The sequence below is a fragment of the Psychrobacter okhotskensis genome (assembly GCF_013248965.1).
Classification (GTDB): Bacteria; Pseudomonadota; Gammaproteobacteria; order Pseudomonadales; family Moraxellaceae; genus Psychrobacter; species Psychrobacter okhotskensis.
In genome coordinates this window covers 59,761-83,913 of sequence record NZ_JABRVQ010000014.1, presented here as the reverse complement: position 1 = coordinate 83,913, position 24,153 = coordinate 59,761, and the positions used below count along the sequence as shown (strand labels likewise).

Below are 24,153 nucleotides of genomic sequence, written 5' to 3'. Positions count from 1 at the left end.
ATTGTGAGCCTGTGGGTCCGACGACATTGAATCCTGCAAAAGAGCCAGAAAAGATGAGATTACAAGCTGCTTAATTGGGCTTGATGGTGACAACTAGCTTGAAAAACTCCGATACTATCAAATTCCTAAACCATCAAAACCTCATATGATTGCGTTTGGTGATTCTCTACCAGCTAGTGCATGGCAGACTTATACGCTCTATCCAAAGAAAATTATGGCGGAGGTTGAACAAGCTAAAAACCCTGAATATACACCTGCTTTGGTTCCTAAGGTTGTTGCTAAAAAACTTATTCTTTTTTATCTAGAGATTAATCCTGATGGAAGTGTGAGTATAGGTGATGATACGGTATACGGATATACAAATAATACAGAGGCTTATCGATAGAATTAGATTTATAACCCCGTACAGAATCTTTATAAGCCAGATACCGTGTATGTCTGGCTTTTTTGCCGTAATTTATGATATCAGTTTATCTACAACTATTAACTATGATACTAGGGCGTGTCTTCATTTCAGAAATGGCGATAAAAATGAGATAAATTGCCGTCAAACAAGAAAAATAGCGTAGATAATATCGGGATATTAACAAGCTATTTGACGATATTTGGCAAGATTTAGCCATTTTTAGCCCATTTAGATGACTATCGAGTGAATTGAAGACACGCCCTAGACTACCTATCGAACAAAATAAATGTAGCGCTTGATGATAGTAGATTATATTTAAACAATAAGGATACATTATGAAAGCTATAAATTTATTGTTAGCTAGCGTTACATCGCTAATAGCGTTATCGAGTTGTGCAGCTTCTAGCGTATTAGGCGTCGGGGGTACAGAGCTTGTAGTGGATCTATCACAAAAGAAGATCATGGATAGAGAAGACCCCATGTTTATCGTAAGAATGACCCCACAGCTTTCTGGTAAATGTGATAATGATTTAGACGGTACAGAACGTTATATATATTGGAGTGGTCAGTGCGACTTTGGAGGGTACAAACCTGATAAGGTAGTCATAGAGTATGCTAAATGGAAACCATACTATCAAATTCCTAAACCATCAAAACCACATATGATTGCGTTTGGTGATTCTCTACCAGCCAGTGCGTGGCAAACGTATACGCTCTATCCAAAGAAAATTATGGCGGAGGTTAAGCAAGGTCAGGATCCAAAATATAATCCTCTATTAGTACCTAAAGCAATTGCTAGAAAGAGCATTCTTGTTTATTTAGAGATTAATGCAGATGGTAGCGTTAGTATCAGTGATAATACTCAATATGGCTATACTAATAACACAGACGCAGTTAAATAAGCTACACCGTACGACGCATTCTTTGAGGAAGCCAGATATGAAATATGTCTGGCTTTTTTTGGTATTGGCTATAGCGTCGATAACACTTTCAAAAGTGTCTTACACGCTGTGGCAATGAATGAAAACCGTTATCAGTTCTCTCGGCGTTCTATTTATAACGATCATGTAGACGCAACTTTAAACAATAATATGACTAACAGTGATGGCAACTTCCGCCTAGAAAAGGGATTTATGGGAGCACACTCTGACATCGGTGGTGGTTATGCCGAAGGCGACTTATCCAATGCAGCGCTAATGTGGATAGTTAAGCATGCCAAAGAAGCAGGAATAAAAGTTGATGACTCTATCATAAATAGAGAAAAATATAATCAGGTCAATGATCCTGTTGTCCATGATAGCGTTGCTCGCTTTAAAGTATTTACTCCAGGTAGCGAGTTCCGTTGGGCAAATGATGCGTCAAAAGGTTATAAAGAAGCCAGTATCTTTAAAACACAAGATCATCTGGAACTCTCATGGGAATATATCAAAGACAATTTTGAAAACCCTGATTATAAACGATTTGATATTATCAAAAAGCAAACGGAAGAATTTTTGGCAACAGGTGAGGCGTTTAGAGATGGTAGTTTAAAAGGTATGGTAGCATCTCATCCATTTCAATTTAATAGTAAGATGAATAAGTACAAAGAGCTTAAACAAAAAGGTAAAAGCGAAGGTTATGATATTCTAATTGATACTAAAGAAAAAGGTAAGATAATCCGCATCACTGACTATTTGAACTGGGTCAATTGTCATTATGGTTTAAGTTTATCAACAAGTGTGACTATAGATTTAAGATTACCTTCCGAACAAAGCACATGCAAAAATATTTAAACATTATATTCGATAAGTTAGGAGTAAATGATGAAATATTTAAAGTTAATTTCAGGAAGTTTCATAACTTTGGTGATATTATCAGGTTGTCTTGCAACAAATCTAGTGGGAGTTGGAGATACATCATTCACTATAGATCTAACGCAGGATAAAATTCTAGCTAGAGAAGATCCTACGTTCATTGTAAAAATGACGCCTGAATTATCAGGTAAATGTAGTGATGATAGATCTGGCACAGAAAAATATATTTATTGGGGTGGGCAATGTGATTTTGGTAGATCTCCACCACAGAAAGTAGAGATTCAATATGCTAAATGGAAGCCTTATGATCAGATTCCAAAGCCTTCTAAACCCCATATGATAAGATTTGGTAATTCTCTGCCTGCTAGTGCATGGGAGACTTATACCATTTATCCGAAGCAGATTATGGCAGAGGTAAAAAATAGAAAGAAACCTGATAATACCCCTTTTACGCCGAAAATCGTTGCTAGAAAAAGTATGATGGTATTTTTAGACATTGATGCCAGTGGCAAGGTGACGCTTCGTAATGATGCGCAGTATGGCTATATTAATAATGTTGAGGCTTATCGCTAAAATTGAATTAATAACCGTTTACGTAGATTTTATAAGCCAGACATGTTATGTGTCTGGCTTTGTTTTATATGGAATTATCTATAGACGATACGTTTAAAAGCGTCATTCATGCAGTAGCTATGAATGAAAACCGTTATCAATTCGCCAAACGTTCTATATATGAAAATGTAATAGAAGCAGGGAACAAAAATGACAAAAAATTAAGGGAGTTTCCTAAAAACTGTGTAACTGCTTATAATCCACTAACAGGAGAATAAGCAATGACTACTCAATCTGACATTAAAAAACTAGCCGAGCAAATGGCTGGTAGCATGAACAGCTTTGATGACATCAAAGACTTCCAAAAGCAGCTCATGCAATCCTTTATTGATACTGCCTTAGAGGCTGAGATGGAAGAGCATCTCGGCTACCCTAAACATGAGAAGGCAGACAAGCCCAATAAGCGCAACGGCCACACTAAAAAGACCGTCCGCAGTGACACAGGCGATCTTGAGATATCCACCCCAAGAGACCGCGGTGGCAGCTTTGAGCCTGTGCTGGTCAGTAAGCATCAAACCCGTATCTCAGGTCTTGATGACAAGATCATATTCCTTTACGCCAAGGGTCAAACCACCACTGAGATCGTAGAGAGCATTAAAGAGCTCTACGATGTCGATATCTCCAGTAGCTTAGTTTCAAGAGTCACCGATAATATCTTAGACGACATCACCGCTTGGCAGAACCGGCCGTTAAGCAGTGTTTATCCTATCGTCTATTTGGACTGCATCGTCGTGAAGATACGTCAAGACAAGCAGATCATCAACAAGGCTATCTATCTAGCGCTAGGTGTTGCTCTTAACGGTAAAAAAGAGCTGCTTGGTATGTGGTTATCAGAGAATGAGGGCGCTAAGTTCTGGCTGGGCGTTCTCACTGAGCTACAAGACCGTGGCGTACAAGACATCTTAATCGCTTGTGTTGACGGTCTAAAGGGCTTCCCTGATGCCATCAATACGGTTTATCCCAACGCTCAGGTTCAGCTGTGTATCGTGCATATGGTGCGTTACTCCATGAAGTTTGTACCATGGACGGATAAGAAGGCCGTAGCGGCTGATTTAAAGGCCATCTATGGCGCTGATACGCTTGAGATGGCAGAGGCCAATCTTGAGCACTTTGATGAGGTGTGGGGCGAGAAATACCCGCACGTGGTTAAGTCTTGGCGCAATAACTGGGAGGGCTTAACGGTGTTCTTTGAGTATCCGAAAGACATCAGAAAAGTGATTTATACCACCAATGCGATAGAGTCGCTAAACAGTGTGATTCGGACAGCGGTGAATAAGCGTAAGGTGTTCCCCTCTGATCAGGCAGCATTCAAGATAGTATATCTGGCAACCCAGCAGGCGTCTAAAAAGTGGTCGATGCCCATCCGTAACTGGACGTCTGCTTTAAATCGCTTTATGATTATGTTTGATGATCGTATTAGTAAGCATTTAATCTAAAGGGCAGTTACACAGAATCTGGGATGGTCTCCTACAGACCCTATATTACAGACAAAAAAAGCCCCAATCTTAAGATTGGGGCTTTTCGAATCTGGTAGGCGTAATCGGATTCGAACCAACGACCTCTACCATGTCAAGGTAGCGCTCTAACCAACTGAGCTATACGCCTATTTAGGTTGAGCATTTTAGCAAGTTTTTCAGACTTTGCAAGTCTTTTTTATAACAATGTTAAGTTATTATTTTAATAGCGAGCTATTGTCTGTCGTGACTTAGTCCAATATAGCTTTATTTGAATGATATTAGCCAGTTTTATTGAGTAAATGAGCACAAAATAAGCAGTCATTTCCTATGATATGTGGCATTATCAACTCAGCAGTATTTTCTATGCGTTGCACTGAAGCGCTCTATTTTTGAGGTTTTTGTTGTACAACCACAGCCGATAGACTGTGGTGATATGCGCCGTACTTATTTTAATGACTGCATAAAGTTTCGTAATAGAACAAGGAATGTTCAATGGTAGATTTAACGTTTTTAACCACTCCGAAAATCGTTTGTAAGTCAGGCGGATTCGGCAAGCCGCCAAAATTGGCAAAGAGTCGGACGCAACTGTGGTGATAGGGCTTGGGGGTGGCAGCTCGATGGATACTGCAAAAATCGTTGCGCTCGCTATTCATTCGACCCAGTCGTTAGATGACATGGTGGGTAACGAGCAAGCAACAGGCACTCGATTGCCCCTTATTGCTATTCCGACCACGGCAGGTACTGGCTCAGAGATGACCTTTGTCTCGGTGTTGACTGGTGATAAAGGCGACAAAAAAGCCATTTATTCTTCTAAATTGTTGCCTGATATAGCACTGCTCGATGCTGCGCTTACCTTGGGCATGCCAAGACATGTAACGGCTGCCCCAGCATTGGATGCGATGGTGCATTGTATCGAAGCCTATACCAGCCGTACCAAGAAAAACCCCATATCTGATGCCCTCGCAGTCAAAGGTCTACAGCTTTTAACGCAAAACTTTATGACGGTGCTAGAGGACGGCAACGATATAACAGCGCGGGAAAACATGTTGTTAGGCTCAACCTTAGCGGGCATGGCCTTTGTCAATGCGTCGGTCGCAGCGGTGCATGGCTTATCTTATCCGTTGGGTGCCAAGTTTCATGTGCCCCATGGTCATTCTAATGCCTTAGTGATGGGGCCAGTCTTTCGTTTTAATATCGAGGCCGCAAGTCGCCATTATGCTGAGCTTGCCAGTGTCATTATGCCGCAGCGTCAGTTCGCAGATGAGCAAGCAGCGGCGCATGCGTCCGTCGATGAGATAGAAGGCTATTTAAACAAAAGTGGCTTGCCTACGAGGCTAAGTGAAGTGGGAGTGACGGAAGCTGATTTATTACCGATGGCGACCGAAGTGGTAGAAAAAATTGCTCGGCTGATCGCTACAAACCCGCGTGATATGAGCATAGAAGAGGTACGGCAGATGTACCAGAGTGTCCTATAGCTTCTTATCTATTTCAACCCTTAAACCGATATACCTTTGATTAATGACACTTTTGATCAGTTAGACCTTTGAGTAAGCAAGGCCGCTTACCTTATCAGCCTCATCAACCACAAGGAGTACTCTTTATGAGTCAACGTGAATTCACTACGCTAGCCACAGGTTTTACCTATACCGAGGCCCCACGATGGCGGGATGGTAAGCTTTGGATATCAGATTTTTATACCAAGTGCGTATACTCGATAGATTTGGATGGCACGGTAACGACCATTGCCGAAGTACCCAATCAACCCTCTGGCTTGGGCTGGCTACCAAATGATACCTTGTTGGTGGTGTCTATGAAAGACAAAAAAGTCATGAAAATTAAAGAAGATGGCAGTCTAGAAGAGTACGCAGACTTATCTAGTATTGCCAAAGGCTATTGCAACGATATGTACGTCGATGACCACGGTCGCTGCTATGTGGGCAACTTTGGTTTTGACTTGATGAACGGCGGCGATATGGATACTGCTTGTCTGATTATGATTGATATCGATGGCACGCTAAAAGTCGTCGCAGATGAATTATACTTTCCTAATGGCACGGTCAGAACGCCGGATAAACGCACCTTAATTATCAACGAATCTTTCGGTAATAGAGTGTCCGCCTTTGCTATTCAAGACGATGGTACCCTTGGCGAGCGCAAAGACTGGGCGGTATTTGGCCCCCTTGCTACCGGACCTAACTTCGGTGATTATGCGCAGGCTTCAGTGGTTGCTCCAGATGGCGCGTGTATCGATGCTGAAGGAGCGGTATGGATATCAGACTGCTTGGGTCAGCAAGCAGTGCGAGTCAAAGATAACAAAATCGTAGAGACCATTGATTTATCACCCTTTAATGTAGGTACGTTCGCTTGTGAATTGGGCGGCGTAGATGGCAAGACCTTGTTCTTATGTGTGGCACCAGATTTTGAAGAGCATAAACGTACTCAAGCGCGTGAGGGAGAGATTTGGATGACTAAAGTAGCGGTTGGTGCAGCCTAATATCTGCTGAGCTGTTGGCGCATGTACTATGCTACAACAGCTTTTTGCTGTCAGAACTACTAGAATTAAAACAGACTAGAATGATGCAATATAACTTGCATCATTTTTTGTTGTGCCTCAATAGGGTTGATGTTTTACTATGAATAGACTGGTTTACGTTAAAAATGTTTATCCCATAATGAAGTCGGTATAAGCGGCAGTTATTGGGGTAGTTTTTAAATGAGCATAGTCATAAAAATACAGGTAATTAGGAGTTTGATATGGGCTTGTTAGTCGATGGTCAATGGCAAGATCAATGGTATGACACCAAAGCTAGCGGTGGTCGCTTTCAGCGCGAAGATGCTGGATTTAGGAATTGGATAACGGCAGATGGTCGTGCAGGTCCATCTGGTGTAGGTGGCTTTAAAGCTGAGCCTGATCGTTACCATCTCTATGTCTCTTTGGCTTGCCCATGGGCGCATCGCACCACGATTTATCGTAAGCTCAAAGGTTTAGAGGACATGATTTCACTGTCTGTCGTTCATCCGTTTATGGGTGAGGAGGGCTGGACGTTTGCTGAGGGTAAGGGTGTGATTGCCGATCCATTGAACAATGCAACCCATGCTTATGAGATCTATGTCGCGGCAAAGTCCGACTACACCGGGCGCGTGACAGTGCCAATATTATGGGATAAAAAAACCAAAACGATCGTTAGCAATGAATCGTCTGAAATCATTCGTATGCTCAATTCAGCCTTCGATGAGGTTGGCGCACGAGCAAGTAATTTTCTACCGTCAGAATTATTAGCAGAGATTGATGAGATTAATGCCTTTGTTTATTCTGCGGTTAATAATGGTGTCTACAAATCAGGATTTGCAAGCACGCAAGAGGCTTATGAAGAAGCAGTGACTGAGCTGTTTGCTGCGCTAGATACCTTAGAGGCGCGTTTGGCAAATCAACGTTACTTGGTAGGGCGCACGATAACCGAAGCCGACTGGCGCTTGTTCACGACCTTGATACGTTTTGATGCCGTTTATGTTGGGCATTTCAAATGTAATCTGCACCGCATCGTTGATTACCCAAATCTCTGGGGCTATTTGCGTGATTTATACCAAGTACCAGGTATTGCTGAAACGGTCAATATGACGCATATTAAGCAGCATTATTACACCAGTCATGCCAATATTAACCCGACTGGTATCGTACCGGTGGGTCCTATTATTAATTTTAATACACCACAAAATCGTGAGCATCTATCGTGACTGAAAAGTAATACAGATATATCAGCAATACTGTCGCGTTTTTAGGATATTTTGCCTATAGCTGACTGTTGCGTTAAGTGACAAGTAACGTGAGCAAAAGCCATTTACCTGCTACGGAAAGGTCATAAAAAAATCGCCCCAGCTGACTTAAGCCAGCTGGGGCGATTTTGTGTTAAAAGACATTGAATCGGCTTATCATTTTTCTTGAGCTTGAGCTTGAGCTTGAGCTTGAGCTAAAAATGTCTAAGCCTACATAATGGTACCTAACAGCGCTTAAGCATTGTTTAGCTGGCGTGCTGCCTCTAGCGCAAAATAAGTCAAGATACCATCAGCACCAGCACGGCGGAAGCCAATCAGAGATTCTAGGATAACATCATCACTTAACCAGCCATTTTGAATGGCGGCCATGTGCATGGCATATTCGCCAGAGACCTGATAAGCAAATGTCGGTACACCAAAGGTATCTTTGACTTCACGAATAAGGTCTAAATACGGCTGACCGGGTTTGATCATCACCATATCAGCGCCTTCATTGATGTCCATGGCGACTTCGTGTAAAGCTTCAGCGCGATTGCCGAAGTCCATTTGATATTGCTTTTTATGACCACCTTTTAAGTTGCCAGCACTACCAACGGCATCACGGAACGGGCCGTAATAGGCGGAGGCGTATTTGGCTGAGTAAGCCATGATGGCTGTATTGACAAAGCCTTCTGACTCAAGCGCCTCACGCATGACTTTGATACGGCCATCCATCATATCGCTGGGTGAGATAATATCAGCGCCAGCACGAGCGTGGACAAGCGCTTGCTTGACCAATACTTCGATGGTCGAATCGTTCATGACATAGCCGCTGTCATCGAGCAGACCATCTTGACCGTGTGAGGTGTAAGGGTCTAAGGCCACATCGGTCATCACCACCATTTCTGGCAATGCATCTTTGATGGCTGTTACTGCGCGCGCAGCGAGGCCATTTTCATCATAGGCTGATTTGCCATCAGGTGTTTTTAAGGCGTTATCAATGACAGGGAAGATATCAAGGGTCGTGACCCCTTCTGCTAACAGTTCTTTGGCGTAATCAATTAGCAAATCAATTGACAAGCGTTCGACACCCGGCATACTGGCGATCGTCTCGCGCTGGTTGTTGCCTTCTAGTACAAACACAGGGGCAATAAAATGCTTGGGATGTAACTCTACTTCGCGAATCATCGCTCGCACATTATCGTTATAACGCAAGCGGCGCAAGCGAGTGGCAGGGTATTGGCGGTTAAAGGTATAGCTCATAATCATTCCTTACTTATGGTTGTTTTACTCATTATTGTTGTACATCACTAAAAATAGATTTTGTTATATAGTGCGTGATGTATTGATATTACTTTTCACTGACTATATTTGCTGCTCATATCGTGCCACTACTATAACCAAAGACAGCTGGCGAAAGCAAAAAGCCCTACCAAGTCGGCAGGGCTGATTGTATTTATCGACTGTCAACGTAATGCGTAAGCAACGTCATCAAACAAAGGTTTCAGAATAGCCTAAGGCTCATTAATCTGAGTCACAGGAACTTGTTCAACGCCAGCTTCTTTAAAAGTCGTCTCCTCAGTAATCACACCCACTGCCGCGTCTGTTTTGCCATCGTTATTGACATCAACGACAGCCCTGGGGTTAAAGGTAGTGATTTCTGATGGTTGTGACTGCTTAATCGCTTGAGCTTCTTGCACAGAAGCTACTCGTGCAGAGCTAGCTGCATCAATCGCGTTGGCTGCTTTGGTTTTGTTGCTATACGCAGGGAAATTGACCGCTTGCACCAAGTTGGTGTGTTGCGGCACAGGAATCACCGTTGGCACATCAAGGTTAGCACCGCCACCAAGCGCTTGGTATAACTCAATTTGGCTGACGAGTTTTTGTAGTTCTAGATCCAAAATTCCTTGTTGGGTCGAGAATAGCGAACGCTGGGCATCGAGTACATCTAGATAGTTTGAGATACCGGCTTTAAAGCGTGCATCGGCAATTTGATAAGTCTGCTCAAAGTTATCTTGTAGACGATACTGTGCTTCTAGCTGCTCACCCAAGGTGGCGCGTGTCGCTAGTACATCCGAGACTTCACGGAATGCCGTTTGAATAGAGCCTTCATAGTTGGCAAGCGTTTGCTCACGTTCAATTCTGGCCACATCATATTCTGCATCTAAACGACCTGCATCAAAGATTGGGACACTAATACTTGGGCCGAATGACCAGCCGACAGCGCCGCTCTTGAATAAGTCATCTAAGCTACCGCTACTGACACCAATACTACTCGCTAGGCTAATAGAGGGGAAGTAAGAGGCACGTGCCACTTCTATATTGGCACCAGCGGCTTTTAGGTTGTATTCCGCTTGCAGGACGTCAGGACGATAGCGCAACAACTCACTTGGTAGGCCAGCATTAAAGATTTTCTGGCTAGTGATATTGCTAACGGCAGGCGTTGGAATCAGCTCGTTAGGAATCGGCGCACCAATCAAATATTGCAGGGCATTGCGCGAGGTCAAGATACTGCTCTGCGCCCGCAATACGGCAAGTTTAGCATTCTCTAAAGAAGCACTGGCTTGCAACGAAGGCAGTCTAGGATCAATCCCTGCCTCAAACCGTTTGGTCGCAATGAATAACGATCGTTCACGACTCTCAACCGTGGCTTCTGCCAACTTAAGCTGCGCTAAGCTATAGCTTAGATTGGCATAGCTTTGGGCAATGTTACTGATCAGACTGATCTGCGTCGAATCTTTGGCTGCGGTGGTCGCCAAGAAATTTTGCAAAGCTTGGTCTTTTAGACTAGCAATCTTACCCCAAAAATCCAGCTCATAGTTGGCCAACCCTAGGTTGACGTTATAACTACTATTGGGGTTTTTGTCCGTTCTGTTCTGTGCTTGGCGCGTGTAACCACCACTACCATTGATGGTCGGCAGATCGTTAATATCGGTGATTTGATATTGCGCTCGTGCTTTTTCGATAGCTAGGCGTGCGCTCTCAAAGTCTTTATTGTTCTCTAATCCTAATGCAATTAGCCCTTTTAGGCGCTCATCACTATAGAAGTTCTGCCAGCGTTGTCCCGCAATACTAGGCTGGGCTGCGTTACTGGCCGTTTCCTTATCAAAGGCACCGTAGCTTTGTTCGATAGGGATGTTAGGCTCGGCAAGTACAGGACGGCTATCGGCTTTTGGAATGGTATTACAAGCCGCCATGCTCATCGCTAAAGCCGTTAAGCTGATTAAGCGAACACTATTTCTGCGCACTCGTGCAATAGTTGGGCTCGCAAATCTAGCAACCAGCGCTGCCTGTTCGCCTGACATTGGGCGCACATGAGCAGTAGTTGTGACTACCGCTGCTGAGTTAGTAGTAAAAGGTTGTGAACTCATTGTGTATTATCTCCAAAGCTTGCAGGCTGATAACTCTCAGAGGGAGTTGGGTTCTGCGGACCAGGCGTACCATTGTCATCGCCGCCATCGCCTTTATCATTTGGCTTGTTGTTGGCATATTTGTACGGGAACGCACTGCGTACCCAAATGTAGAACATCGGGATAAAGAAGATGCCTAACAAGGTTGCCGTTACGACACCGCCAACCACACTGGTACCGATGGCGTTTTGACTGCCTGAACCTGGGCCGCTCGCCAAGAATAATGGCACAACACCCAGACCAAAGGCAAGTGAGGTCATGATAATTGGACGCAGACGTTGGCGTGCCGCCGTCATGACCGCATCTTTTAGACTATAGCCTTCCTCTTGATGGTCTTTAGCAAACTCGATAATCAAGATGGCGTTTTTAGCCGATAGACCAACCACCGTCAGTAGACCTACTTGCAAGTAGATATCGTTGGCGAAGCCTCGTAACCACGTAAATATGACTGCCCCGAGTACCCCAAGTGGAATGACCAATAGAACAGAGAAGGGGATAGACCAGCTTTCATACAAAGCTGCTAGACATAAGAATACGACTAAGATTGAAAGCGCGTAAAGCATCGGTGCTTGAGCACCTGACTTTTGCTCTTCCAATGACATACCTGTCCACTCGTAACTGATACCCTCAGGTAGCTTTTCGATCATCGCTTCCATCGAGCTCATCGCTTCACCAGTACTTAGACCGGGCGCGGCGGCACCTTGAATATTCATCGACGGTAAGCTGTTATAGCGGGTCAGACGCGGTGAGCCTGACTGCCATTCACTGGTCGAAAAGGCATCGAACGAAATCATGTCGTTGCTGTCATTTCGCACATACCATTTGCCAATGTCATCAGGATTGGTACGGCTGCTTGCCTCACCTTGAACAAAGACGCGTTTAATACGACCACGATCAATGAAGTCATTGACGTAGCTTGAGCCCCAAGCGGTCGAGATGACGCTATTGATATTACCTAGCGACAAGCCATAAGCAGCGGCTTGCTCTTGGTTGATGTTCACCTTTAACTGCGGTGAATCTTCTTGACCGTTTGGACGTACACCAGCGACTTGATCATTCTGTCCTGCCATACCTAAGAGCATATTACGTGCTTCAAGTAGGCCATCGTGACCAAGGTTACCATTATCTTGAATCATTAAATCAAAACCACTGGCATTACCAAGCTCAGTAATGGCTGGGGGTACAATCGCAAAAACTTGTGCTTCATTTAACTGGGTAAAGAAGTAACCCATTGCCCGACCAGCAACAGCTTGGGCCGTATTTTCATCACCGGAACGCTTGTCCCAATCTGACAAGCGAACGAATGCGAGTCCCATGTTTTGGCCTTGACCAGCAAAGCTGAAGCCTGCAATGGTAAAGACAGAGGCAATGTTATCGGTTTCTTGAGTGTCGTAATAGTTTCTGACTTTATCGAGCACTTCTTGCGTTTCATCTAATGTCGAACCGGCAGGAAGCTGAACCAAGGTAAACATAATACCCTGATCTTCTTCTGGTAAAAACGAGCCGGGAATACGTAAGAATACCACCACCATGACGCCGATAATGGCCGCATAACCAATCAAATATAGCCATTTGAAACGAATGCTTTTACCAACAAAGCCCTCGTATGAACGACTAAGCTTAAAGAACGAGCGGTTAAACCAGCCAAAGAAGCCTTTTTGCTTTTCGTCCTTGCCCTTTTCATGGCTCTTGCCACGTTTTAGTAAGGTCACGCATAGCGCAGGGGTAAAGACAAGGGCAACCAATGCCGAGAGTACCATAGCGGTAATCAAAGTGATGGAGAACTGGCGATAAATCACACCTGTTGAGCCACCAAAGAACGCCATCGGTACGAATACCGCTGATAAAATCAGGGCAATACCAATAACGATCTTACTGATTTCCCCCATCGATTGAGTGGTCGCGTCTTTGATAGAGATATCGGGGTCTTCCTCCAAGATACGCTCAACGTTCTCTACCACGACAATCGCATCATCGACCAGCAGACCGATGGAGAGAACCATAGCAAACATGGTCAAGACGTTGATACTAAAGCCTGCAATATACAACACTGCAAAGGTACCCAAGAGTACGACAGGTACGGCAAGGGTCGGGATAATGGTGGCACGCCAGTTCTGTAAGAAAATGAACATAACGATAAATACCAACACAATCGCTTCAATGAGGGTCATAACGACTTGTTCGATAGACAAGCGTACAAAGGGTGTGGTGTCATACGGAACGACTGAGGCTAGACCAATTGGGAAGTTTTTTTCCAGCTCAGCCATACGTGCGCCGACGGCTTCACGAGTCTCAAGGGCGTTTGCGCCACCAGCAAGTGAAATACCTAAACCGGCTGCTTCTTGACCATTGTATAAAGACACAACGCTATAGTTTTCACTGCCAATCTCGACATCTGCCACATCGCCTAAGCGCACTTGTGCGCCTGAGGTATCTGTTTTTAGTAGAATGTTTCGGAATTCTTCAGGCGTTTGAAGATAGCTTTGCACCGTGACCGTAGCATTGATAACCTGTTGGTCAGTATCAGCAGGTGCTTGACCTAACTGACCGGCAGATACTTGCGCGTTCTGCGCTCGTATCGCATTGACCACATCAGAGGGCACCATGTTATAGCTACGTAGGCGTGAAGGGTCAAGCCATACACGCATCGCATAGGTAGAGCCAAAGACTTGAACTTCACCCACACCCTCTACACGACTGATCGAATCGACGACATTAGAGTTAATATAATCGGCAATATCTGCCCGATCCATGGTGCCATCTTCAGAAATAAATGCTTGCACCATCAAAAAGCTGCTAGACGATTTATTGACGTTGACACCTTGACGCTGAACAGACTCAGGCAAGGAGCTCATCGCTGCTTGCAGTTTGTTCTGTACTTGTACTTGAGCTGTGTCAGGATCTGTGCCGTTTTCAAAGGTAAGCGTCACTGAAGCGCTACCATTTGACGAGCTCGATGACGACATATACATCAGACCATCGAGGCCTTTCATACGTTGCTCAATGATCTGTACGACTGAGTTTTCGACGGTTTGTGCGTTAGCACCAGGATAGCTTGCACTGACCGAAATAGTCGGCGGTGCAATACGTGGATACTGTTCGATCGGTAGATTAATAACCGATATCACCCCGATGAGCATGACCAAAATAGCCATAACCCATGCAAAAATAGGGCGATTAATAAAAAAACGTGACATAGTATATCCCTAAGTCTTCCTATCTTTGAATGGAATTAGTTAGCAGCGGTTTCTGTAGGTTTCTTAGCAGAAGTTTCGTTACCAGCTGGCTTATCCACCGTTTTTGCAGCTTGCTGAGGCGTTTTGGCGTTTGGCGTGCCTTGTCCTTTTGCAGATGGTGCTGGATTGGCGTTTTCGAGTGGCTTAGCGACTACCTCTTGTTCAGGTTTGACTTTTGAGCCGCCAATCACCACCACTTTATCACCTGCTTTTAGACCGTCAGTGACAACCCACTGTCCGTTGTAAGTACCATTAATAGTAACTGGACGTACTTGGATTTTGTTGTTTTCATCGACGATATAGACTTGCGTCTCACTCTTAGGTGTACGTGTCACTGCGCTTTGCGGGACTAATGCCGCATTGGTAATGACACTTTGGGTCAAGCGGGCAGTCACATACATACCTGGCAGCAAGATGTTGTTGCTGTTTGGGAAGATGGCACGTAAGGTAACCGCGCCAGTTGACTCATCCACTTTTGCTTCAGATAGTGCAAGCTTACCGCGTACCGGATAGACCGAGCCATCCTCTAGTACCAATTCAACCGAGTTCATACCGGGCTGCGCTTTGCCTTCCGATATTTGCTGGCGCAATTTCAACAGCTCAGACGAAGACTGACTGATGTCGACATAGATAGGATCTAAGCGCGAGATAGTCACCAACGGATTGGCTTGACTGGCACTAACCAAAGTACCAGCCGTCACATTTGAGCGCTCTGTGCGCCCTGAGATTGGTGCCCGTACGATGGTACGATTCAGATCAAGGGTACTGGACTCTAAACCTGCTTTCGCGGTTTGAATGCCCGCTTTTGCGCTTTCGATACCTGCTTGCGTTTGACCGACAGTCGCTCGTGCACTGTCTAATGCAGCTTGTGCAGTACGGACTTGCGTTTGTGCTTGATCGTATTGTTGCTTCGAGATAGCATCAATCTCCACAAGCCCTTGTAGGCGCTGGAAGTCATTAACCGCTTGAGCTAATGACGCTTGGCGACTGCCCAATTCAGCTTTGGCATTGGCATTATTAGCCAGTGCTGTCTGATAATTGGCTTGTGCTTGAGCGACCGCTGCTTCACCACTAGTAATAGAGGTAGCGTAGTTGTCCGTATTGATACGATACATCGGTTGGTCTTTTTTGACATTACCGCCCTCGCGGAACAGTACTTCGTCAATGACGCCGTTGACCTGTGGACGAACGTCAGCGGTTTGATAAGCCGCTGTACGTCCAGAAAATGTTTGTACTTGAGGTACCGTATCGAAAGTGACAGTTTGGACGTTGACGACGGCAGGCGGCATCTGCTGCTGTGCGGCGGCATCAGCGCCAGCGGCGTCCTCGTTTTTGTCACAGCCAACCAGTACAGCTCCAGATAGTACAGATGCTATTACAAGCGCAAGATAAGAGTGCTTCATCAATGTCCTCGGCAATATAAAATAAATAATGACAGTATAAAAAGTTTATAAATAAATCTTAACGTATTAAATTCTTTAAAGAGTAAATATATGGGTAGTCTTGAGGCTATGTGCCTCGGCATATTTTGCTCATCGCATTGTTAATAAAATCAGTTTTAATAGCACCAATTTTAGTAGCGGATTATGACCAGAATATTCGGTCGCTAAGGTTATATGCGCAATAATGAGGCAAGATTTTTAGCGTCATAGATGTAGGCAAACCATAAAATTGATTAGTAAATTTAATCAGTTATTATAAACTAATGGGGTTACCCCATAGTCAAGTACTTTAGAATAGGGTTTGCCAGAAAAAACAGCGACTTTAGTTGTGAATCTTGCGCTAAGTGCCGTGGTTACAAGCGACACACCAACGAATAACCAAAAAAGTCATCTAGAGGCTTCGATGACAAAAAATGTTAACTTTTGTTATAAAAGTCATATGAGACGGTTATTCCTACCTGTTTGACCTCAAAAATCCCATGTGCAACCAAAACCTTTATTTTAGCAACCGTTAAATGTGACCATTAAATAAATGAGCCAAAACCTGTATCGAAGACGACTTTTATAGACACAGATATGGGCACAGCGTAAATGTTAGCAGTCAGACTATAATAAACGTGCGCTGGCAAGTTCTGTTAATTGGTGCAGCCCTTGGCGATAACGATTGTCAGGCAAGGTACTTAGCGCTTGTTGTGCCAGCTTCGTTTCTTCCAAAGCGCGCAGCTTACAATAGTCTAATGAGCCAGAGGTGCGTACCAATTCGATAAGCTGCTCTGCATTGGGTGTTTTGCCCGTTTGTACAGCGACACGTAATTGCTCATAGCCTGCTTTATCACTGTCTTTTAATAATTCAAGCGCTTTAATAGTCGGTAGGGTTGGTTTGCCTTCGGCTAAATCATCACCCAAGTTTTTACCCATTAGCTCACTATCACCGCTGTAATCGAGTACATCGTCGATAATCTGGAAGGCATTACCGAAGTGCTGACCAAAATCGCCCAGCGCGGTCATATATTCTGTTTTGTCTTGCAAGATAGCTGCGCCTTGGGTCGCCATCATAAACAGACGAGAGGTTTTGCCATCGATAATATTGAGATAATCGGTTTCAGTCGCGGCAGGGTTATGCTGATGTTGCAGCTGCAATACTTCACCTTCGGCAATATCACAAGTCCCGTCTGAGAATACCTGCAGTAGTGGCAAGCTTTGAAAACCAACCAACAAGTTAAAGGCGCGGGCAATCAGATAGTCACCGACCAGTACTGCTGTGGCATTGTCCCAAGTGGCATTCGCCGTTGGCTTACCACGGCGCTGCCCTGACTCATCAATCACATCGTCATGCACTAAAGTTGCCGTATGCAGCATCTCAGTAATGGCTGCCAAATGCATGGCCTGCTGTGATGGTGCATCATTGAGCATGCGCGCACATAACAAGGTAATCAACGGGCGCATCCGCTTACCACCTGCATTAATCACATGCTGTGAGACGCTCATCACCAATTGGACTTTTGAGTTCAGACTACCGAATACTTGCTTGTCCATAATTTCAAAATCATCCGCCACGATATTTTGGATATCAGCATAGGTCAGCGTAGATTGAGAAGTAGGAGAGATGTTATCTAAAGGGGTACTGGTCATAATAAATAGTCATATTAATGAAAATAAAAGGGTGGGTAATAGCCCTAATCTATAGCTAGGATAGCTACCTACCTAGGGTTATTGTCTGGCTTATAATAGCATAGCTAGGCGTCTCAATTGTTGAATAAAGTAAGACATGACGCAGAGCATCGACTCTAAAACTGCCTGTATATCTCTATTAAATACCAAATAAAAATGATAAAAACAAAAAAGAATTATAAATAGTTTTATGGGGCATTATCAACAATGGCTGCTTAAGCAAAAGCGATTGATAAAAGACTGTAAGCAACTGATTATATGCGTTATAATGGCCGCTGTTAGATGTAAGTCAGTATTTATTACTATTAGTAAGCATTTTGCTTGAGTGGCAGATTCGATCGACTTAACCATCAGTCACACTGCCATTCCCTCTATATTAATAGATGTAGTAGTATTAGCGCTGGTTTAGTGTAATCACCTTACAAAAACAAGAGGCGCGGCTTGCTTTTATGAGCAAAAAGCCGTAAAATCTTGCCTTTAATTTTTCCCTGTCGTGTTCGTCATAAAAGCGTTGGTATAATATCATCCACGGCACACGGGTTAAACGGAGTCAGACAATGTACGCAGTAATCAAAACTGGTGGTAAACAGCACCGTGTAGTCGTCGATGAGCTTTTAAAAGTTGAATTACTAAAAGCAGAAAAAGGCGAAACAATCAAATTTGAAGATGTGTTGATGGTTGTTGACGGTGAAACTGTCAAAATCGGTCAGCCTATCGTTGAAGGTGCTAGCGTAGAAGTAGAAGTGGTTGAACATGGTCGCGGCGAAAAAATCCGTATCATCAAGCACAACCGTCGTAAGCATTATCACAAAGAGCAAGGTCACCGCCAATGGTACACCTTGTTAAAAATCAAAGCGATTAATGCCTAATTATCCACTTAGCAATTACTGCTAAATAGCGCACTAAATGCTTAAGAGTTGTCGCATTAGCGATAAGTCACATTAACAAGGAGATTTTCTCATGGCACATAAAAAAGCTGCCGGTTCAAGCCGTAACGGTCGTGATTCAAACCCAAAAATGCTCGGCGTAAAAATCTTTGGCGGTCAAGCCATCGTTGCCGGTAACATCATCGTTCGTCAACGTGGTACAGAATTCCACGCAGGCGAAGGCGTTGGCATGGGTCGTGACCATACTTTATTTGCACTGAATGACGGTGTGGTAAAGTTTGCGACCAAAGGTAAATTCAACCGTCGTTATGTTATGGTTGAAAGCGCATAATTGCCCATCTAGGTTGTTTTATTCTTTTCGAGTAAAACAATCTGATGACTAAAAAATCCTCTATTACCGTTTGGTAGTAGAGGATTTTTTGTGTCTGTAAGCCAGAGCAAGTCTAAGCTTGTGAACCAATCGACCCTATAAGGTTTTATATAAATATCTTGATATAGTGTGTAACAGAGGTGGTTACAAGCGCGTATGGCAGGCGTAGTAATGATTGCAAATCATGACTAGGCGCGTAATGAAAAAACTGGCACACTGTGCGCATTGCTTAATAAGGCTGGTTTTATCTAGGCTATTAAACAGTATTGAAAACAAAAATTTTAATAACAACATTTATTTTTTAGCGATTACGCATTTTGAGAGAGGATTAATAATGACTTTACTAAATAAACAAACCACGAGCCTAAAACAAAAAATGATGGGCGGTGCTTTAGCAGGTGTGTTGATGACCTCACTTGGTGTCGCAGCGCCGATGATGGCACTCACACAATCAGCGACGGCTGCCCCTGCGGATAACTTGACGGCTGCTAAGCGTTTAAATACACTGTTAGCCAATACCAAGAGTATGACGGCTAACTTTAGCCAAACAACCAAAGGCGCTAATAGTGGCACGTTTTCTGGCTCTATGAGTGTGCAGCGTCCAAACAACTTTCGCTGGGAGACAAAGTCACCTTCACAGCAGCTAATCATTGCTAATGGCAGCTCGATGTGGGTTTATGACAAAGATTTAGAGCAAGCGACTAAGCAAAACGTCGATAGCCAAGTGGGTAATACCCCAGCACTCTTATTATCAGGTGATCCAAGCAAAATCGATAAAAACTTTAAAATCACCCAGCCGTATGATAATAAAAACTACTATGTGCTTTATCCAAAGTCGGATAGTGCCAGCTTTAAGAGTTTATCAATGAGCTTTAGTGGTGGTAAGCCAGTCATGATGGTGCTAAATGATACCTTAGGTCAAACGACCTCTATCAAGTTTAGTGGCATCAAACTGAACCCAAGCATCAGCAGCAGCCAGTTTAAATTTACCCCGCCAAAGGGCGTTGATATTATTAACCAATAATTAATAATCAGTACTGTTAATCTAACTGTAGTGATTTAGAAAAACTGGTTTAAAAATTTGCTTCAAAAAAAGGACAAGCCTATTAGGTTTGTCCTTTTTTATGGTCTTAAAAATAGTATACAGTTCTTATTGCAAGCTGTTTAAGAGCGTACTTTGAGGCTAAGAGAGCGCTTTAATGGCTGCCATATCTGGCATCGGTGGTAACTCATCTAAATGATTCAATCCAAAGGCATCTAAGAATTGTGGCGTGGTATGTAGCAATGCTGGGCGACCCAAGGTTTCCTTATAACCTTTCTCTTCAATCCAGCCTTTATCGAACAGCTGACGCAATATATTACTCGATAGCGTGACACCGCGCACGTGCTCGATGTCACTGCGGGTCACTGGCTGCTTATAAGCAATCACACTCAGTGTCTCAAGTAAGGCTTGGCTAAGGCGCTCTTGACGCTGCGGGAATACACGCTGAATCAAGCCACTGTAGCTATCCGCAATTTGTAGGCGATAACCACTGGCCGTCTCATGCAAGCTTAGTACACCTGTATCCAAGCGCTGCTGTAATAATGCCAAAGCTTGTTTGAGATCTTTGCTAGACACAGACAAGTGCTTCTTTAAATTATGAGCGGTGAGTGGTGCTTCGGATGCATGAAGCAGCACTTCAATATGTTTGCTCATCTCTGCTAAATGTAGATGCTGCGTATCTGTCATTTTACATATTCTCTATTAAAAACCATTAAGCCAACCACTGTAACGTTAATGACCCTAGGTGGCTGTCTTCAGCAGATTCATTACCAGTAGCAGTATCGTTAGGGTGACTCTCTAAATCAGCGTTTATAACACCAACTAGCTGGCGTTTCATCAGCTCGAGCACGGCAACGAAGCTAACCACCACACCTATCTTGCCTTGAGTTTTATCTAATAGCCCATAAAACGAGCGCGCGCCATTCATACTTAATTGACGGCTAATACTGGCGATACGGTCAGCAAGAGGAACGGCATCGACTTTAATGGTATGCATCTGATAGTCGGGCTGTAACTGCATTTTAAATAAGCTATCAATCAACAGATTTGGCGAGTAATTGGGCAGCTCGGCATTCATAATATCTTGACTGGGCATACTAGCCATCGCCAAAAACACATCGCGCTCAAGACGGACCAGATTGTCCAAACGCTGACTGGCTACTTTGATTTGCGCATACTCTTCGAGGCGCTCAATCAGCTCAGCTTTTGGGTCGCGCTCATCGCTTGGGGTCTCTGGCTTTGGCAATAATAGCTCGGTCTTGATCGCAATCAACGTTGATGCCATCAGCAAGTAATCACCGGCCAATTCAAAATGATCGGTATCTAGCTCACTGATATAAGCCAAATATTGCTCAGTGATGGGCAATATCGGCATTTGGGTCAGATCAACGTTGTTTTTCTTTACCAGATATAATAAAAAATCTAATGGTCCAGCAAATTGCTCAAGCCAAATGGCAAATGCTTGCGGCGGTACATACAAATCTTCTGGCAGATGCTGCACCGGTGTCTGATAAATACGCAGTGACATATCATTGATAGCTGAGCCATCTTTAGCCCTTCTAGCCTCTTGAGTTTTTACAGCCACAAAATTTTGCTGAGCGGCTACAGACAAGGTATCTTGTGATACAGCCACTTCTTGATACGCTAACTCAGTTGCCAAATTTAGCATTCGTCTTGGTCACAACCCGATTATTTAAGTTTGGCAAGTGGACGGATACCAATGGCACGGCGGGTTTTGTCTAGTTGCTTACGGCTATGGCGACGAGCTTTGTCAGCGCCCATTTGTAAGATTTCTTCCAGCTCTTTTGGATTGGCCATTAGCTCTTCATAACGCGCACGGAACGGGGCTATCTCATTATTGATTTTATCAAACAATGCTTGTTTGGCATCACCCCAACCAATACCGGCAGCATACTGTGCCCGCATATCAGCAATCTCTGTCGGCGTGGCAAAGGCCTTATAAATCTCAAAAATAGCAGAGTCGTCAGGATTTTTTGGTTCCTCTGGCAGTTGTGAGTTGGTCACAATTTTCATGATGGCTTTGTGCATCTGTTTTTCAGGGCTAACTTGTGGATTTAGCTCACCAAATAGCGGAATAGTATTGCCATAGCTCTTACTCATCTTACGTCCATCAAGACCCGTCAATAGCGGCATCTCATCATCGACCACCGCAGAGGGTAGCGTAAATAGCGGCTTATATTTATGATTAAAAGTTCCGGCAATATCACGCGCCATTTCAATATGTTGAATTTGGTCGCGACCAACAGGCACATGCGTGGCATTAAACATCAAGATATCCGCAGCCATCAGTACCGGATAGCCAAACAGACCCATCGTGATACCTTGATCGGGATCAACGTCAGTTTTTTCGTTATTAATATCGACAGATGCCTTATAAGCATGGGCACGGTTCATAAGACCCTTGGTACATGAACAATTGAGTATCCATGCAAGCTCCGGTATCTCTGGTACATCTGACTGCCGATAAAACGTCACACGCTCAGGGTCAAGACCGCAGGCAATCCAAGTCGCTGCAATGGCTTTGGTCGATTCATAAATGAGTGTAGGGTCATGGCATTTAATAATGCCATGATAATCGGCCAAAAAGAAAAAAGCTTCATCATTACTGTTCTGAATAGATTGAATCGCTGGGCGAATGGCGCCTACATAGTTGCCTAAGTGTGGAATGCCTGAAGTGGTAATGCCAGTTAAAATGCGTTTGATTGGTGTTGAATCTGTAGAATTTTGGCTACTAGTATTAGGGCTGTTATTATTCATGGAAAATCCGTTATTTATTTATAAAAGTTTTGTTTATCAAATTATTATCAATGTAAGATATTTATATGCTGGCAATGGCACAAAATATTAGCTGCAAAGTATAGCAAATTTTCCCAGCAATTTTCTTAGGAATAGGAGTCTACTTATAAATACCAGTCCGACCATTAGGACCATTTTTGAAGCGGCGATGGAACCACATCCACTGAGTCGGATCAATACGAATCAATCCTTCTAACACTTCATTGACGCGGGTGGCATCAGCGACCTCATCTTTACTGGGATAATTGTCTAATTCTGGGGTAATGGTCAGATGATAATGGGGGCGCTTACCACGCGGCAGATTATCAGGCGTCTGCCGATAGGTATGCAATGCCATGATAGCAGGTGGCTTGTCTTTGCTACCTAGCTTTGCCATGCGTCTTGAGGCGGTGATAGTCGCTGCTGGCACACCAAAAAATGGTGCCATTACCCCTTGTTTAAGACCATAATCTTGGTCAGGAGAATACCAAATAACATGTCCGGCTTTGATCGAATTGACTAAACTGCGCATGTCTCGGCTAGAAATTTGTGTACCGAATATATTGGTGCGACCATTATAAATAAACCAATCAAGGAGTGGATTATTCTGCGTGCGATACATACAGTCTACAGGGAAGAATTGTGCACAAAGTAAGCCGCCCAAATCGAGCATGGTATAGTGAGCGCCTAGTAGAATGACCGGACGATTTTCGTTTTGGGCATTAACGAGATGCTGTAATCCAGAGATAGAAACGGTACGAGTAAAGATATTTGGTCGGAACCATGCACATAAGGTTTCGAACACACCAATACCTTGGTTGACAAAGACTTGCTTAGCCATCAGCTCGCGCTCGACTTCTGGTTTCTCTGGAAAGGCTAGCCTTAAGTTAATCAGCGTATCACGTCGCCGCGATCCTGCTACTTTATAAATCAAGATACCTACTTTGCGCCCGAGCCAAAACTGCCAACGTAATGGCAGGTATATCATCGGTAGAAAAATAACCAGCAATAACCAGATAGCCCAATATTTAGGCAGCAAAAACTGCCATTGAAAAGACTTTTTATGCGATTGCGCCGTACGTTTATGGGTTTGAGTAATCGTTGGCGTGCCGATAGGAATAGCGGGTGACTTCGCTGCTTTCCCATGCTGCGCGGCAGTTGGCGCTGGCATATCGGTCTTTGATGACTTGCTTGGATCGTATTGTTCGGGCGCTTTCATAATATCCTTCTGCGCTATAAATAACGGCGTATCATAAATAGATAGGTAATATGATGGGG

General features: G+C 44.0%; 21 protein-coding genes and 1 tRNA gene. 12 read left to right on the top strand and 10 right to left on the bottom strand.

Features of this window, described 5'->3' with window-relative positions; genetic code table 11:
- Positions 1–214: 214 nt before the first annotated feature.
- The 6 genes from HQR03_RS08540 to HQR03_RS08515 all read left to right on the top strand — a co-directional run bounded on the left by HQR03_RS08540 (position 215) and on the right by HQR03_RS08515 (position 4,247).
- Positions 215–385, top strand: a complete 171-nt coding sequence (locus HQR03_RS08540; protein WP_173239875.1) for a hypothetical protein — start codon at positions 215–217, stop codon at positions 383–385.
- A gap of 356 nt (positions 386–741) precedes the next feature.
- Positions 742–1,308, top strand: a complete 567-nt coding sequence (locus HQR03_RS08535; protein ID WP_173239874.1) for a hypothetical protein — start codon at positions 742–744, stop codon at positions 1,306–1,308.
- Positions 1,309–1,350: 42 nt separating this feature from the next.
- The gene (locus HQR03_RS08530; protein WP_336217850.1) at positions 1,351–2,178 is read left to right on the top strand and encodes a phospholipase effector Tle1 domain-containing protein; all 828 of its coding nucleotides are present in this window, start codon (positions 1,351–1,353) and stop codon (positions 2,176–2,178) included.
- A gap of 30 nt (positions 2,179–2,208) precedes the next feature.
- Complete coding sequence (locus tag HQR03_RS08525) at positions 2,209–2,772, top strand: hypothetical protein (protein WP_173239872.1); 564 nt, start codon at positions 2,209–2,211, stop codon at positions 2,770–2,772.
- Positions 2,773–2,840: 68 nt separating this feature from the next.
- Positions 2,841–3,029 carry a hypothetical protein gene (locus HQR03_RS08520; protein WP_173239871.1) on the top strand — a complete coding sequence of 63 codons (189 nt, stop codon included), beginning with the start codon at positions 2,841–2,843 and terminating at the stop codon, positions 3,027–3,029.
- A 3-nt stretch (positions 3,030–3,032) separates the two neighbouring features.
- On the top strand, positions 3,033–4,247 hold the full coding sequence (locus tag HQR03_RS08515) for an IS256 family transposase (protein WP_173239870.1): 1,215 nt from the start codon (positions 3,033–3,035) through the stop codon (positions 4,245–4,247).
- Between the two features lie 92 nt (positions 4,248–4,339).
- On the opposite strand, the gene HQR03_RS08510 is transcribed toward HQR03_RS08515, so the two are convergent.
- A tRNA-Val gene (locus HQR03_RS08510) sits at positions 4,340–4,416 on the bottom strand.
- A gap of 397 nt (positions 4,417–4,813) precedes the next feature.
- Here HQR03_RS08510 and HQR03_RS08505 point away from each other — a divergent pair.
- From HQR03_RS08505 to HQR03_RS08495, 3 genes are all read left to right on the top strand, one after another.
- A complete protein-coding gene (locus HQR03_RS08505) occupies positions 4,814–5,743 on the top strand; it encodes an iron-containing alcohol dehydrogenase (RefSeq protein ID WP_173239878.1) in 930 nt (309 codons plus the stop codon).
- Between the two features lie 125 nt (positions 5,744–5,868).
- Positions 5,869–6,762 carry an SMP-30/gluconolactonase/LRE family protein gene (locus HQR03_RS08500; protein WP_173239869.1) on the top strand — a complete coding sequence of 298 codons (894 nt, stop codon included), beginning with the start codon at positions 5,869–5,871 and terminating at the stop codon, positions 6,760–6,762.
- Positions 6,763–7,022: 260 nt separating this feature from the next.
- Positions 7,023–8,003, top strand: coding sequence for a glutathione S-transferase family protein (locus HQR03_RS08495; RefSeq protein WP_173239868.1), 981 nt, complete (start codon positions 7,023–7,025; stop codon positions 8,001–8,003).
- A 273-nt stretch (positions 8,004–8,276) separates the two neighbouring features.
- Here HQR03_RS08495 and hemB read toward each other — a convergent pair whose 3' ends face one another.
- The 5 genes from hemB to HQR03_RS08470 form a co-directional block, all read right to left on the bottom strand.
- Positions 8,277–9,284: a porphobilinogen synthase gene (gene hemB / locus HQR03_RS08490; RefSeq protein WP_025651763.1), complete on the bottom strand. Its 1,008-nt coding sequence runs from the start codon at positions 9,282–9,284 to the stop codon at positions 8,277–8,279.
- Positions 9,285–9,535: 251 nt separating this feature from the next.
- On the bottom strand, positions 9,536–11,392 hold the full coding sequence (locus tag HQR03_RS08485) for an efflux transporter outer membrane subunit (protein WP_173239867.1): 1,857 nt from the start codon (positions 11,390–11,392) through the stop codon (positions 9,536–9,538).
- Positions 11,389–14,628 carry an efflux RND transporter permease subunit gene (locus tag HQR03_RS08480; RefSeq protein WP_173239866.1) on the bottom strand — a complete coding sequence of 1,080 codons (3,240 nt, stop codon included), beginning with the start codon at positions 14,626–14,628 and terminating at the stop codon, positions 11,389–11,391. The genes HQR03_RS08485 and HQR03_RS08480 overlap by 4 nt, the downstream gene beginning before the upstream one ends.
- Before the next feature lie 35 nt (positions 14,629–14,663).
- On the bottom strand, positions 14,664–16,070 hold the full coding sequence (locus HQR03_RS08475; RefSeq protein WP_173239865.1) for an efflux RND transporter periplasmic adaptor subunit: 1,407 nt from the start codon (positions 16,068–16,070) through the stop codon (positions 14,664–14,666).
- 645 nt (positions 16,071–16,715) lie between these two features.
- Positions 16,716–17,741, bottom strand: coding sequence for a polyprenyl synthetase family protein (locus tag HQR03_RS08470; RefSeq protein WP_101211212.1), 1,026 nt, complete (start codon positions 17,739–17,741; stop codon positions 16,716–16,718).
- A 596-nt stretch (positions 17,742–18,337) separates the two neighbouring features.
- Between HQR03_RS08470 and rplU the strand changes: the two genes are divergently transcribed.
- The 3 genes from rplU to lolA all read left to right on the top strand — a co-directional run bounded on the left by rplU (position 18,338) and on the right by lolA (position 20,061).
- Entirely contained in the window at positions 18,338–18,649 is a 312-nt protein-coding gene (rplU, locus tag HQR03_RS08465) for a 50S ribosomal protein L21 (protein ID WP_025652795.1), read from the top strand.
- A 91-nt stretch (positions 18,650–18,740) separates the two neighbouring features.
- Positions 18,741–18,998, top strand: coding sequence for a 50S ribosomal protein L27 (rpmA, locus tag HQR03_RS08460; protein ID WP_010199200.1), 258 nt, complete (start codon positions 18,741–18,743; stop codon positions 18,996–18,998).
- 373 nt (positions 18,999–19,371) lie between these two features.
- Entirely contained in the window at positions 19,372–20,061 is a 690-nt protein-coding gene (gene lolA, locus HQR03_RS08455; RefSeq protein ID WP_173239864.1) for an outer membrane lipoprotein periplasmic chaperone LolA, read from the top strand.
- A 159-nt stretch (positions 20,062–20,220) separates the two neighbouring features.
- Here the strand turns inward: lolA and scpB are convergent, their stop codons facing one another.
- The 4 genes from scpB to HQR03_RS08435 all read right to left on the bottom strand — a co-directional run bounded on the left by scpB (position 20,221) and on the right by HQR03_RS08435 (position 24,094).
- Positions 20,221–20,766 (bottom strand): SMC-Scp complex subunit ScpB, encoded by a 546-nt coding sequence (scpB, locus tag HQR03_RS08450; protein ID WP_173239863.1) that lies wholly within the window; start codon positions 20,764–20,766, stop codon positions 20,221–20,223.
- A 25-nt stretch (positions 20,767–20,791) separates the two neighbouring features.
- The gene (locus HQR03_RS08445; RefSeq protein ID WP_173239877.1) at positions 20,792–21,607 is read right to left on the bottom strand and encodes a segregation and condensation protein A; all 816 of its coding nucleotides are present in this window, start codon (positions 21,605–21,607) and stop codon (positions 20,792–20,794) included.
- 161 nt (positions 21,608–21,768) lie between these two features.
- Positions 21,769–22,857 (bottom strand): tryptophan--tRNA ligase, encoded by a 1,089-nt coding sequence (gene trpS / locus HQR03_RS08440; RefSeq protein WP_173239862.1) that lies wholly within the window; start codon positions 22,855–22,857, stop codon positions 21,769–21,771.
- Between the two features lie 139 nt (positions 22,858–22,996).
- Positions 22,997–24,094 carry an LpxL/LpxP family acyltransferase gene (locus HQR03_RS08435; protein WP_173239861.1) on the bottom strand — a complete coding sequence of 366 codons (1,098 nt, stop codon included), beginning with the start codon at positions 24,092–24,094 and terminating at the stop codon, positions 22,997–22,999.
- Positions 24,095–24,153 lie beyond the last annotated feature (59 nt).

Coding starts and splice junctions, on each gene's coding strand:
- HQR03_RS08480 (WP_173239866.1), bottom strand. CDS start 14,628: ATGTCACGTTTTTTTATTAATCGCCCTATTTTTGCATGGGTTATGGCT.
- HQR03_RS08475 (WP_173239865.1), bottom strand. CDS start 16,070: ATGAAGCACTCTTATCTTGCGCTTGTAATAGCATCTGTACTATCTGGA.
- HQR03_RS08525 (WP_173239872.1), top strand. CDS start 2,209: ATGAAATATTTAAAGTTAATTTCAGGAAGTTTCATAACTTTGGTGATA.
- hemB (WP_025651763.1), bottom strand. CDS start 9,284: ATGAGCTATACCTTTAACCGCCAATACCCTGCCACTCGCTTGCGCCGC.
- HQR03_RS08540 (WP_173239875.1), top strand. CDS start 215: ATGGCGGAGGTTGAACAAGCTAAAAACCCTGAATATACACCTGCTTTG.
- HQR03_RS08435 (WP_173239861.1), bottom strand. CDS start 24,094: ATGAAAGCGCCCGAACAATACGATCCAAGCAAGTCATCAAAGACCGAT.
- HQR03_RS08445 (WP_173239877.1), bottom strand. CDS start 21,607: ATGTCACTGCGTATTTATCAGACACCGGTGCAGCATCTGCCAGAAGAT.
- HQR03_RS08515 (WP_173239870.1), top strand. CDS start 3,033: ATGACTACTCAATCTGACATTAAAAAACTAGCCGAGCAAATGGCTGGT.
- rplU (WP_025652795.1), top strand. CDS start 18,338: ATGTACGCAGTAATCAAAACTGGTGGTAAACAGCACCGTGTAGTCGTC.
- HQR03_RS08485 (WP_173239867.1), bottom strand. CDS start 11,392: ATGAGTTCACAACCTTTTACTACTAACTCAGCAGCGGTAGTCACAACT.
- scpB (WP_173239863.1), bottom strand. CDS start 20,766: ATGACAGATACGCAGCATCTACATTTAGCAGAGATGAGCAAACATATT.
- HQR03_RS08495 (WP_173239868.1), top strand. CDS start 7,023: ATGGGCTTGTTAGTCGATGGTCAATGGCAAGATCAATGGTATGACACC.
- HQR03_RS08535 (WP_173239874.1), top strand. CDS start 742: ATGAAAGCTATAAATTTATTGTTAGCTAGCGTTACATCGCTAATAGCG.
- HQR03_RS08500 (WP_173239869.1), top strand. CDS start 5,869: ATGAGTCAACGTGAATTCACTACGCTAGCCACAGGTTTTACCTATACC.
- trpS (WP_173239862.1), bottom strand. CDS start 22,857: ATGAATAATAACAGCCCTAATACTAGTAGCCAAAATTCTACAGATTCA.
- HQR03_RS08520 (WP_173239871.1), top strand. CDS start 2,841: ATGGAATTATCTATAGACGATACGTTTAAAAGCGTCATTCATGCAGTA.
- rpmA (WP_010199200.1), top strand. CDS start 18,741: ATGGCACATAAAAAAGCTGCCGGTTCAAGCCGTAACGGTCGTGATTCA.
- lolA (WP_173239864.1), top strand. CDS start 19,372: ATGACTTTACTAAATAAACAAACCACGAGCCTAAAACAAAAAATGATG.
- HQR03_RS08470 (WP_101211212.1), bottom strand. CDS start 17,741: ATGACCAGTACCCCTTTAGATAACATCTCTCCTACTTCTCAATCTACG.